Raw genomic sequence first — 10,976 nt, forward strand, 5'->3', positions numbered from 1 at the left:
CGGAGCCAGCAATGGCCGCCACGACCGCCGCGGATGCCCCCGCCTACACGCCGGAACAGCTTCAGTCTGTCCGGGAGACCCTCAAATCGCCCAGAAGGCTCAAAACCGAAGTCCTCGCCGGCCTTGTGGTTGCCCTGGCGCTGATCCCCGAAGCAATCGCCTTTTCGATCATCGCCGGCGTCGATCCCCGGCTGGGTCTCTTCGCATCCTTCACCATGGCCGTCACGATCGCCTTCGTCGGCGGGCGACCGGCCATGATTTCCGCCGCCACCGGCGCCATCGCCCTGGTGATCGCCCCGCTGGTGAAGTCCCACGGCGTGGACTACTTCATCGCCGCCGTCATCCTGGGCGGTATTCTCCAGATCATCCTGGGCCTGTCCGGTGTAGCGAAGCTGATGCGCTTCATTCCGCGTTCGGTGATGGTGGGCTTCGTCAACGCCCTTGCCATCCTGATCTTCATGTCCCAGGTTCCCGAGCTGCTTGGCGTCCCCTGGCTGGTGTACCCGCTGGCGGCGCTGGCCCTGGTTATCGTGTTCGGCCTGCCCCAACTCACCACGGCCGTCCCCGCTCCGCTCGTGGCCATCGTGGTCCTCACCCTCATCACCGTCCTGGCGTCCATCACCGTTCCCACGGTGGGGGACAAGGGCGAGCTGCCGGACTCGCTGCCGTCGCTGTTCATTCCGAACGTTCCGTTCACCCTCGAGACCCTGCAGGTCATCTTTCCCTTCGGCCTGGCCGTGGCGTTCGTGGGGCTCCTTGAGTCCCTCATGACCGCCAAGCTGGTGGATGACATCACGGACACCCGCTCCCACAAGAGCCGCGAGGCCTGGGGGCAGGGCGTGGCCAACATCGTCACCGGCTTCACCGGCGGCATGGGCGGCTGTGCCATGATCGGCCAGACCATGATCAACGTCAAAGCCTCCGGCGCCCGCACCCGGATCTCCACTTTCCTGGCCGGCGTCTTCCTGCTGATCCTGGTGGTGGCGCTCGGCGGCGTCGTTTCCGTCATTCCGATGGCCGCACTGGTCGCCGTGATGATCTTCGTCTCCTGGGCCACGTTCGACTGGCACAGCATCCACCCGCGCACGCTGAAGATGATGCCCAAGAGCGAAACGATGGTCATGGTGGCCACCGTGATCGTCACCGTTGCCACGCACAACCTGGCCATCGGCGTCGGCGTCGGGGTGCTTGTGGCCATGGTCCTCTTCGCCCGCCGCGTGGCCCACTTCGTCACGGTGGAACGGACCGTCACCGCCACGGACGGCCACGAAACCGCCACGTACGCGGTCAACGGTGAGCTGTTCTTCGCCTCGTCCAACGACCTCTACACCCAGTTCCACTACGCGCTGGACCCGGAGCATGTGGTGATCGACATGCACGCCTCGCACCTCTGGGACGCGTCCACCATCGCAGCACTGGATGCCATCACTGAGAAGTACCGGCACCACGGCAAGGACGTGAAGATCATCGGCCTCAACGAGGCCAGCACCACCATGCGCGAGCGCCTCGGCGGGAAGCTCGGTGCCGGGAGCTAGGGTGAGGCCATATCCGTGCTGAGGCTGAGGTCCCGCCACTGCTCCAGTTCCGCGCGCTCGGCTTCGGCGACGGCGGCGAACGCTTCCACTTCCTTGCCGAGTACAGCGAGCGACGGCGGATTGGGGCTTTCGGCGATGGCCACGATCGCTTCGGCTGCTTTGGCGGGGTCGCCCGGCCGCGTGCCGTGGATGGTGTCGTTTTCCTTGCGCCGCTTGCCAGCCGTCTCCGCATAGTCCGCGATCGGCGTCGCCGACTGGGTGAGGGAGCGCCCGGCAAAGTCGGTGCGGAAGGCACCGGGTTCAATGAGCGTGACGCTGATGCCGAGGGGCTGCAGTTCCTTGCGGAGCGATCCGGACAGCCCTTCCAGGGCTGCCTTCGTGGCGGAGTAGCCAGCGTTGTGCCCGTGGGCGAGCACCGCCCGGGCGAGTGCCCGGCCGGGTCCGGTGGAGCAGTGGGGCCTTGACCGGAGGTGCGGCGCCGGGGCCATAATCGGGCTGGGCGCCAAAAGTGGTGCCGCTGGGTAGGGCCGGATCATGCCGCCGAAGCAGAGGAGTCCTCGAATGACGAAGTACCTGATCTCGTTCCCCGGTGAGGCCATGGTGGTCCCCGAGGAGGAGTTCGAAGCGGTGGTGGAAGACTCCCATGCCGTCATTGAGGAGGCCAAAGCGGCGGGAGTGTACGTCTTCGGCGGCGGGATCAACGAGGCCGTTGCCCCGGTGCTCGTGGCCGGTGACGGCACCGTCACCGAGGGCACCTACCCGGGCCACACCGTACCCAACGGCGGTTACACCATCCTCGAGCTGCCCTCGCGGCAGGCAGCCCTGGAGTGGGCCGCAAAGATTGCCGTCGCCTGCCGCTGCGCGCAGGAACTCAGGGAGTTCCAGTACGACCCCGCGAGCTGACGACGGCGGCACCCCACCTCAGCAGGCGCCGCACCTCAGCGGGCGCCCCACCTCAGGGGGCGTCAGGCGTTGCGCTTCAGCCAGCCCCAGACGGCAGTGGCCACGAACAGCACCAGGCCGACGACGGCCAGCCACACCAGGCCCTTAATGACGAAGCCCAGGATGGACAGAACAAGCCAGACAACAAGCAGTGTGATTATTAGTCCCATTCCGGAATCCTAGCCGGAATGTCCGTGCGGGGTTCCCGGGCGGCCAGGCAAATTCCTTCGCCGGGGGCCCCCGGCGGCAAGTATTGACACTCTGCACGCGTGGGGCGCACGCTGATAGCGCTGGGTGCCACTGTTGGCGGTGTTGACGCAGCGCGCGTCGGCCAGCCAACGCCCCCCGGAGCGGTCTGGGCGCCCCGGACGAACAGTCCAAGCCCTCCCTGTCTGGAGAATCGAAATGGCCGGAGTAACAGTAAACGCCCTTGAGGCAAAGTCGTTTGACGAACCCGATGAAAAGCGCCGCCCGCCGAAGACCCAGGTGGACGTGGTCAACCTGGGCGACGCCACGTTGGGACGGTTCACGTTCGAGCCGGGCTGGCGGTGGTCCGAGACCGTAAAAACCGTGGTCCACACGGACACCTGCCAGGTGAACCACGTGGGGATCTGCACCGCCGGAACGCTCACCGTGGAAATGGAGGACGGGACGCGGACCACGGTAAGCCCCGGCCACGCCTACACCATTCCGGCCGGCCACGATGCCTGGGTGGAGGGTGACGAGGCATTCGTAGGCTACGAAGTCATGAGCGCCGCGATCTTCGCAAAGCCCGCCTGATCCCGGGGCCCTCCGCCCGCTTCGCGGACGGGCCACCGCCGGCCCGACGGGGCACTCCCGGGCCGGCTCCTACCCGGCAGGATATGGCGCCGAGGTGAGGTACCTGGCCAGGTGCGCAGCGTTGCGTGCGGCCCCCGCCGTGGCGGCGGCGACCTTCTCGGGCACGCTGTCCAGGTCCTTGTAATCCACTGTCTGCATGGCCTCGCCCACCCAGTAGGTGGCGCCCTGGGCGGGAATGGTGAAGCCGACGTCGTTCAGCCCCTGCTGCGTGTCCGCGACCGTCTTGTGGGCTCCGTCCTCGTTGCCCACCACCGCCACGACCGCCACCTTCCCGTACATGACGGGCCTGCCGTCGTCGTCCGTCTCGGCGAGGTCTGCGTCCAGCCGTTCGAGCACCCTCTGGGTGATGCTGCTGGGGTGGCCCATCCAGATGGGGGTGGCCAGGACCAGGATGTCCGCCGCCAGGATCTTCCCGCGGATCCCGGGCCAGGCGTCGCCGGCGCCCATGTCCACCTGCACGCCGGGCATCACGTTGTGGTCCACCACCCGCACGGAACTCCCGCTTACCCCGTGCGCTGCAAGCTCGTCCAGCACGTGGCGGGCCATGAGTTCGCTGCTCGAGGGCTCGGGCGAGGGGGTCAGGGAGCAGACTAGGGCGAATGCAGTGAGGTCAGCCATCAGTTTTCCTTGCCGTCGGTGGATCTTTCCTGGTGCCGCTTCGTGGTTCGTAGCCGGCGGCGAAAAGGACTGCCGGCCGGTGGTGCTCTCCCGTCTGGTCGGGAGGGGAGGCTGGCGGGACGCCAACCGCGGCAAGGTCATGACCGGGCCCGCGATCAGCGAGGAAGGGCACGAGGTCATCGTCCACGAGGAGCGCTCGTCGTTGAAAAGGAAAACGCACGGGCCGCCCTCCAGCCAAAGGGGGCGGCCCGCGCTTTTTGGTGTCCGGTTCCGTTGGTGTCCGGCAGGTCCTTTACCGCGCAGCTACAACGGATTCGAGCAGGTCGTACGCCGGAGTGGTGAGGAAGTCCGTGTACTCCTCCGAAAGGCAGATCCCGGAAATAATCTGCGATGCGGGCTCGTAATACCGGCTGAACAGGTCTTCACCCACTTCACCGCGGAGTTTTTGGGTTTCCTCGGCCAGCAGGCGCTCCACCAGTTCCCGTGTCACCGTGTTGCCCGTGTCCGCCAGGATGGCTGCGTTCCGGATCTGCTGCCACACCTGTGACCGGGAAATTTCCGCGGTTGCAGCGTCCTCCATCAGGTTGTGGATGGCCACCGCCCCGTTGCCGGACAACCAGACGGCCGTGTAGGCAACGGACACGTAGAGGTTGCCCCGCAGGCCGGCCTCGGTGGCCTCGCCCGGCGCCGATTCAATATCGAGCAGCTGCTCCGCGGTGACCTGGACCTCGGGCCTCGTCCGCTGCACCTGGTTGGGGGCGTCTCCGAGGACCCCGTCGAACACTTCCATGCAGATCGGCACCAGGTCCGGATGCGCAACCCAGGAGCCGTCGAAGCCGTCGTTGGCCTCGCGGGTCTTGTCCGCCCGCACCTTCGCGAAGGCCTCCTCGGTGACTTCCGGCTGGCGGCGGTTGGGGATGACGGCTGCCATGCCGCCCATGGCGAAGGCGCCGCGCTGGTGGCAGGTCTTGACCAGGAGTTCGGTGTAGGCCCGCATGAACGGAACCGTCATGGATACAGCCGCGCGGTCCGGAAGCGTGAACTTCGGGCCGGAATCGCGGAAATACTTGATGATGCTGAAAAGGTAGTCCCAGCGGCCGGCGTTGAGGCCGGACGCATGGTCGCGCAGTTCGTACAGGATTTCATCCATTTCAAAGGCCGCGGGGATGGTTTCCACCAGGACGGTGGCCCGGATGGTCCCCTGCGGCAGCCCGAGGGCATCCTGCGCGTAAACGAAGATGTCGTTCCACAGCCGGGCTTCGAGGTGGCTTTCCATCTTGGGCAGGTAGTAGTAGGGGCCGTGGCCGTTGTCGATGAGCTGCCTGGCGTTGTGGAAGAAGTGCAGCCCAAAGTCCACCAGGGCTCCGACGGCGGGCCGTCCGTCGAACTCCAGGTTCCGCTCCTCCATGTGCCACCCGCGGGGACGCATAATGACGACGGCGGTGGGCTCGTCAGTGCGGAGGGCGTAGGTCTTGCCCTCGGGGGACGAGTAGGCCAGCGTTCCGCGGGCGGCGTCATAGAGCGAGAGCTGGCCGTCGATGACGTTGAACCACGTGGGGGAGCTGGCATCTTCAAGGTCTGCCAGCCATACTTTTGCACCCGAATTCAGGGCATTGATTGCCATCTTGGCGGGGGAGGCGGGGCCGGTGATTTCCACCCGGCGGTCCTGGAGGGCGGCAGGGGCCGGAGCCACTGTCCAGTCACCCTGCCGGACGGCGGCTGTCTCGGGGAGGAAGTCCAGGGTTCCTGTCCGGCTGGCTTCCGCGCGGCGGGCATGCCGCGATTCCAGGCGGGCGTCGCGTTCGGCGGCAAAACGGCTGTGGAGTTCAGCGAGGAACTCCAGGGCTTCCGGCGTAAGGATCTCGGAGGCGCGGTCAAAGGGCGGGTTGGTGATCCGGGTCAGGGTCATTGCGGTCCTTTCGATGAGTTTTCGCATTATGGACAATATGTTCTGCCAGGCGAAAAAACAATGCCTAAAAGTAAATCGGTCAGACCATTGACTAATGGTCTGACCGATCCGTAGTCTCGGATCCACCTGAAGAAATCCTTCTCTCACATCGTGGAACTTCACTGGAACTTCATCCCCGTCCGCGTTTCCTCCACCTTCCTGCTCCAAACACAAAGGAGTTTTTTGTGAGCACTTACCAGCAAGTCGTGGACCCTCTCTGGGGTTCCTTGGGCCTGTCAGCCCTCTGTGCGGCGTTGCCGTTGATCCTCCTGTTTGTCCTGTTGGGCGTTTTCCGCGTGAAAGCCGCCAAAGCTGCGCTGGCCAGCCTGCTGCTGTCCATCGTCCTGGCGGCGGTCGTGTGGCAGATGCCGCTGGACCAGGTGTTCAGCGCCACGGCCGCCGGCGCCTTCTATGGCTTCTTTCCCATCCTGTGGATCCTGATTAATGCCCTTTGGGTCTACAAGCTCACCGTGGCCACGCCGTGGTTTGATGCCCTGGGCCGGACCATCCGGTCCATCTCCAATGACCTGCGCATCCTCTCCATCCTGATCGCCTTCTGCTTCGGCGCACTGCTGGAGTCCCTGGCCGGCTTCGGCGCACCGGTGGCCATCACCGCCGCAATGCTGATGGCGGCGGGCATGAAGCCCTTCAAGTCCGCTGTTGTCTCATTGCTCGCCAACACGGCGCCGGTGGCCTTTGGTGCCATGGCCGCGCCGATCATCGCCCTCAACGGCGTCACCGGCCTGCCGCTGCACGACCTGTCCTCGATGGCCGGCCGCCAGACGCCCTTCATCGCCCTGATCGTGCCCCTGCTGCTCGTCTTCATCGTGGACGGCAAGCGCGGCCTGAAGCAGACCTGGCCCGTTGCCCTGGTGGCCGGCGCCGTGTTTGGAATCTTCCAGTTCATCACCTCGAACTTCTTCGCCGTCGAACTCACGGACGTGGTGGCGGCCGTAGCCACGGTGGCGGCCGTGCTGCTGATGCTCCGTGTGTGGCAGCCCCGTGAAATCATTGAGATGTCCGGGCCGGTCAGCGGTTCGGAGCCGGACGAGGATGAGCTCGCCTCGGGCCCCGTCACGGACGGCCGCAATGGCACAGACGGGGCCAGCGGAACGCACAGGCCCAGCGGAAGCTATGGCTCACAGGGTTCGCCCGCCCGCCCCTCCTCGGGAAGGGTTCCGGCCTCCGCCTCGGTGACCGAGGCCGTCTCCGCAGCAGCAACCACCCGGGTCATGGCGCCTGCCGGCAGCACGGCACAGCGGCCGGGGCAGCGGGAAATCTGGATGGCCGTCGCCCCGTACCTGATCATCATGGCCATCTTCTCAATCGCCCAGATCCCGGCGGTGAAGAGCTGGCTGAGCGTGGCCGGAAGCGTGAGCTTTGCCTGGCCGGGCCTGGATGTTGTGGACGCAGACGGAAAGCACGTCGCGGCGCAGAAGTTCAAGTTCGACCACCTCAAGGCCACCGGCACGCTCCTGCTGATTTCGGGCGTGATCACCATGGCCCTGTACCGCATCCCGGCAGCCGCCGGCTTCCGCATCTACGGGGAAACCCTCAAGCAGCTGCGGTGGACCATCGTGACCGTGATGTCCGTCCTGGGCCTGTCCTTCGTCATGAACCTGTCCGGGCAGACCACCTCCCTGGGCCTGGCACTCGCCTCCGCCGGCGGATTCTTCGCCGTCCTCTCGCCGGTGATCGGCTGGCTCGGCGTCGCCCTGACCGGCTCCGACACGTCGTCCAACTCCCTCTTCGGCCAGCTCCAGGTTTCCGCAGCCGAACAGACCGGACTGCCTCCGGTCCTTATGGCGGCGGCGAACTCCTCCGCCGGCGTCATGGGCAAGATGCTGTCCCTGCAGAACCTGGCAGTGGCAGCGGCCGCGGTGGGCCTGGAGGGATCCGAAGGCACACTCTTCAGGAAGCTCCTGGGCTGGAGCCTTGGGCTCCTGGCCGTGATGATCCTCCTGGTCCTGCTGCAGTCGACACCGGTACTTGGCTGGATGGTTCCCTAAACACCCCGCCGCCCTTACAAATGAAAAAGGGCCGGGGGAGTGCGTCAGCCCCCGGCCCCATGCCCACAGAAACAAAGAGGTTTCCCTTCCATGAGTACATCGGCAGTTGCAACAGCATCAGCGGCGCTTCTCACCGCAAGCGCACATGCTTCCACGGACCTGGACGAACGTGTCCGGGTGAGCACGGACCGCTCCGGCTACGTTCCTCCCAGCCTCCCTGACGGCGTCGTCTACGCCACGAGCACGGAGGAGGTGGTGGCCACCATGAAACTGGCGGCGGCCCACAACGTGCCGGTTGTTCCCCGCGGGGCCGGGACGGGCTTGGCCGCCGGAGCGTCAGCCCGGGCAGGTGAAGTGGTCCTTGACATGGCCCGCATGAACCGGATCCTCCACATCGACCCGGTGGAGCAGCTGGCGGTGGTTGAACCCGGCGTCATCAACGCGGAGGTGAACGCCGCCGCCCGGGAGCACGGACTCTTCTACGCCCCGGATCCGGCCAGCACGGCCATCTGTTCCATCGGCGGCAACATCGCCACCAACGCCGGCGGCATGTGGTGCGCAAAATACGGCGTCACCCGGGAATCCGTCCTGGCGCTGCGTGTTGTCCTGCCCGATGGCCGGGTGCTGCGCACGGGAAGGAACACCATCAAGGGCGTGACGGGGTATGACCTGAACGCCCTGATGATCGGTTCCGAAGGAACACTGGGCGTGGTGGTGGAGGCCACCCTGCGCCTGCGGCCGCGGCCGGTCCAGACCGCCACCGTTGCCGCCTATTTCCCGGATGTGGATGCCGCCGCCCTGGCTGCCTCTGCCATCATCGCCGCGCGCCTGCAGCCCTCGGTGCTGGAACTCATGGACGGCCCCACCCTGGAAGCCGTTGATGCGGCGCACGGCACCAGCCACCGGTCCAAGGGCGGCGCTTTCCTCCTGGCGCAGACCGACGGCTACGGCGCCTTCCTCGAACAGGATGTCCTCCTCCAGGCCATCCAACCGTTCGCCAGCTACATCGAGAAGGCGGAGGACGCGGCGGCAGCGGAGGCGCTCGTGGCCACCCGGCGGGAAGCGATCCCGTCGCTTGAGAAGCTCGGCCGTGTCTCCATCTGCGACATCGGCGTGCCGCGGAACAGGCTGGCGGCAGTCTTCGCCGGCCTGGAAGACATCTCCCGAAAGACCGGCGTCCGGATCTTCAACGTGGCGCACGCGGCAGACGGCAACCTCCACCCGATGATCGTCGTTGAACCGGACGAATCCATCACCGATGGACCCGCCAAAAAAGCCCTTGGCGACATGTTCTACCTGGCACAGCGCCTGGGCGGCACGCTCACGGGCGAGCACGGCGTCGGCCTGCTCAAGCGCGACTGGCTCGAGGACGAGCTGGGCGGAACCTCGCTCGAACTCCAGCGCGCCATCCGCAATGTCTTCGACCCCCAGGGAATCCTCAACCCCGGCAAGGCGATCTAGCAGTCCGGCCGCCGCGGCGGCCGGGGAGGAAAGGGGTGGCGGCGCCGGTTCCGCTACCCCTTTCCGCCGTCCGCGCGCCGGCGCGAACGCAGTGATGTTGGTCCCGTAGGGCAGGATGGAAGCATGGCGGAATCAGCAGCGGAATCTTCACCGAAGCGGACCTACGATGTCCTGTTGGACGACGTCGAAGCGGGCCTCCGCTCCGGGCGCTTCAAGGCAGGGGACCAGCTTCCCGGAGAACGCATCCTGGCGGAAACCTACGGCATCTCCCGCGCCTCCGTCCGCGAAGCCATGCGCCTCCTCGACGCCATGGGGATCCTCCGCAGCTCGAACAAGTCCGGCCCCAAATCCGGCGCCGTCATTGTCTCAGAGCCGTCGGCTGGACTGTCCTCCACCCTCCGCCTGCACGTCGCCAGCAGCCGGCTTCCCGTGGCAGACATCGTCGAGGCCCGCATCCTCCTGGAAACCTGGGCGGCCCGGACCGCGGCCGAAAAGGACAACCCTGAGGGTATCGAGCGGGCCAGGGAACTGCTCCTGGCGATGGATGCCCCGGACATCGATCCGGAAACATTCCACGCCCTGGACGCGCAGTTCCACCTGGCCCTCAGTGCCCTGGCAGGCAACGCGGTGATCGAAACCATCATGGATTCCCTCAGCGGCTCCATCCGCGGCTATATCAAGGACGCCCTTGCGGCCCTGGGCCAGTGGCCGGTGGTCCTCGCCGAGCTGAGGGCGCACCACCACGCAATCTTCAATGCCGTGGAAGCGCGGAACGCGGACCTTGCCGCGGACCTGCTCCGCCGCCACGTTGGCTGGCTCCACGAGCAGACGGCCAGGGCCCGCTCCTGAGCATGCCCGGTGCCTAGCCGGCAGCAGCGTCCGACGGCGGCAGGTCGGCTTCCGGCCCCGGCGTGCCTCCCATGGCGGCCACGAGACGTTCGCGGGCGCGGCCAAGGTGGACGTCCAGCAGCTGCGCGGCTTCGTCCCCGCGGCCGGCCTCGATCAGTTCCAGGAGCTTCTGGTGCTCGGCCTGGATCAGGGCGGTATCCAGGAGGTGCAGCGACTGCACGCGGGACATGCATAGCCGGACTTCGCCCACCAGCGACAGGTACATGCGGCTGATGCGTTGGTTGCCCACCGCGTCAATCAGGCTGGTGTGGAACCGCATGTCCGGTTCCACAACGTCAAGCGGTGCGCCGGTCTTCAATGCCGCAATATCGTTATTGGCCTGCACGGCACTCGCCGGCACCGTTCGGCCGGACGCCAGCCGCCGGAGCACTTCGCTTTCCAGGTATGCCCTGGCCAGGTAGATGTCCCGGACGGATTCCGGCCCCAGGTCCACCACCCGCGCGGTCTTGTGGGTGCCGCGGTCCAGCAGCCCCTCGGCGACGAGCTTCTCGATCGAGGCCTTGGCGGTGGGGCGGGCCACCTCGTAGGAAGACGCCACGTCCGTCTCGGTGAGCGCCACGCCCGAGCCGAGTTCGCCGGAGAAGACGCGGCTCCGCAAATCCGCGGCGATCGCATCCACGATCGAGACTGCTGCAACACGTCCGGCCACTGGCGTTCCTCCCAAAACTGTCCCCGTTTCCTTATTTTGCCAGACAAGTCAGCATCTGCACTTGA

At 66.4% G+C, this 10,976-nt stretch carries 11 protein-coding genes; 6 read left to right on the forward strand and 5 right to left on the reverse strand.

Annotated features, from left to right (window positions below):
- Positions 1–11: 11 nt before the first annotated feature.
- On the forward strand, positions 12–1,535 hold the full coding sequence (locus tag GK109_RS14310) for a SulP family inorganic anion transporter (protein WP_157241382.1): 1,524 nt from the start codon (positions 12–14) through the stop codon (positions 1,533–1,535).
- On the opposite strand, the gene GK109_RS14315 is transcribed toward GK109_RS14310, so the two are convergent.
- Positions 1,532–2,023 (reverse strand): SDR family NAD(P)-dependent oxidoreductase, encoded by a 492-nt coding sequence (locus tag GK109_RS14315; protein WP_231754865.1) that lies wholly within the window; start codon positions 2,021–2,023, stop codon positions 1,532–1,534. The genes GK109_RS14310 and GK109_RS14315 overlap by 4 nt on opposite strands.
- A gap of 73 nt (positions 2,024–2,096) precedes the next feature.
- Here GK109_RS14315 and GK109_RS14320 point away from each other — a divergent pair, with 73 nt between their 5' ends.
- The gene (locus GK109_RS14320; protein WP_157241384.1) at positions 2,097–2,438 is read left to right on the forward strand and encodes a YciI family protein; all 342 of its coding nucleotides are present in this window, start codon (positions 2,097–2,099) and stop codon (positions 2,436–2,438) included.
- Between the two features lie 62 nt (positions 2,439–2,500).
- On the opposite strand, the gene GK109_RS21925 is transcribed toward GK109_RS14320, so the two are convergent.
- Positions 2,501–2,647 carry a hypothetical protein gene (locus GK109_RS21925; RefSeq protein WP_197432470.1) on the reverse strand — a complete coding sequence of 49 codons (147 nt, stop codon included), beginning with the start codon at positions 2,645–2,647 and terminating at the stop codon, positions 2,501–2,503.
- Positions 2,648–2,882: 235 nt separating this feature from the next.
- On the opposite strand from GK109_RS21925, the gene GK109_RS14325 reads away from it, so the two are divergent.
- A complete protein-coding gene (locus GK109_RS14325) occupies positions 2,883–3,257 on the forward strand; it encodes a cupin domain-containing protein (RefSeq protein WP_157241386.1) in 375 nt (124 codons plus the stop codon).
- Positions 3,258–3,326: 69 nt separating this feature from the next.
- Here the strand turns inward: GK109_RS14325 and GK109_RS14330 are convergent, their stop codons facing one another.
- Both GK109_RS14330 and aceB read right to left on the reverse strand, forming a co-directional pair.
- Positions 3,327–3,935, reverse strand: a complete 609-nt coding sequence (locus GK109_RS14330) for a flavodoxin family protein (protein ID WP_157241388.1) — start codon at positions 3,933–3,935, stop codon at positions 3,327–3,329.
- A gap of 292 nt (positions 3,936–4,227) precedes the next feature.
- Entirely contained in the window at positions 4,228–5,844 is a 1,617-nt protein-coding gene (gene aceB / locus GK109_RS14335; protein ID WP_157242968.1) for a malate synthase A, read from the reverse strand.
- A 224-nt stretch (positions 5,845–6,068) separates the two neighbouring features.
- Between aceB and GK109_RS14340 the strand changes: the two genes are divergently transcribed.
- The 3 genes from GK109_RS14340 to GK109_RS14350 all read left to right on the forward strand — a co-directional run bounded on the left by GK109_RS14340 (position 6,069) and on the right by GK109_RS14350 (position 10,202).
- A complete protein-coding gene (locus GK109_RS14340; RefSeq protein ID WP_370460594.1) occupies positions 6,069–7,892 on the forward strand; it encodes an L-lactate permease in 1,824 nt (607 codons plus the stop codon).
- A 90-nt stretch (positions 7,893–7,982) separates the two neighbouring features.
- Positions 7,983–9,353 (forward strand): FAD-binding oxidoreductase, encoded by a 1,371-nt coding sequence (locus GK109_RS14345; RefSeq protein ID WP_157241392.1) that lies wholly within the window; start codon positions 7,983–7,985, stop codon positions 9,351–9,353.
- 123 nt (positions 9,354–9,476) lie between these two features.
- Positions 9,477–10,202: a FadR/GntR family transcriptional regulator gene (locus GK109_RS14350; RefSeq protein WP_157241394.1), complete on the forward strand. Its 726-nt coding sequence runs from the start codon at positions 9,477–9,479 to the stop codon at positions 10,200–10,202.
- Positions 10,203–10,215: 13 nt separating this feature from the next.
- Here GK109_RS14350 and GK109_RS14355 read toward each other — a convergent pair whose 3' ends face one another.
- Positions 10,216–10,911, reverse strand: coding sequence for a GntR family transcriptional regulator (locus GK109_RS14355; RefSeq protein WP_370460595.1), 696 nt, complete (start codon positions 10,909–10,911; stop codon positions 10,216–10,218).
- Positions 10,912–10,976 lie beyond the last annotated feature (65 nt).

Origin of the sequence: Pseudarthrobacter sp. GA104, from assembly GCF_009741265.1 — a bacterium.
Taxonomy (GTDB): domain Bacteria; phylum Actinomycetota; class Actinomycetes; order Actinomycetales; family Micrococcaceae; genus Arthrobacter.

Bases quoted from the DNA above. Each gene is read 5' to 3' on its own strand.
- GK109_RS14325 (WP_157241386.1), top strand. From the start codon at position 2,883: ATGGCCGGAGTAACAGTAAACGCCCTTGAGGCAAAGTCGTTTGACGAA.
- GK109_RS14315 (WP_231754865.1), bottom strand. From the start codon at position 2,023: ATGGCCCCGGCGCCGCACCTCCGGTCAAGGCCCCACTGCTCCACCGGA.
- GK109_RS21925 (WP_197432470.1), bottom strand. From the start codon at position 2,647: ATGGGACTAATAATCACACTGCTTGTTGTCTGGCTTGTTCTGTCCATC.
- GK109_RS14345 (WP_157241392.1), top strand. From the start codon at position 7,983: ATGAGTACATCGGCAGTTGCAACAGCATCAGCGGCGCTTCTCACCGCA.
- aceB (WP_157242968.1), bottom strand. From the start codon at position 5,844: ATGACCCTGACCCGGATCACCAACCCGCCCTTTGACCGCGCCTCCGAG.
- GK109_RS14350 (WP_157241394.1), top strand. From the start codon at position 9,477: ATGGCGGAATCAGCAGCGGAATCTTCACCGAAGCGGACCTACGATGTC.
- GK109_RS14310 (WP_157241382.1), top strand. From the start codon at position 12: ATGGCCGCCACGACCGCCGCGGATGCCCCCGCCTACACGCCGGAACAG.
- GK109_RS14330 (WP_157241388.1), bottom strand. From the start codon at position 3,935: ATGGCTGACCTCACTGCATTCGCCCTAGTCTGCTCCCTGACCCCCTCG.
- GK109_RS14320 (WP_157241384.1), top strand. From the start codon at position 2,097: ATGACGAAGTACCTGATCTCGTTCCCCGGTGAGGCCATGGTGGTCCCC.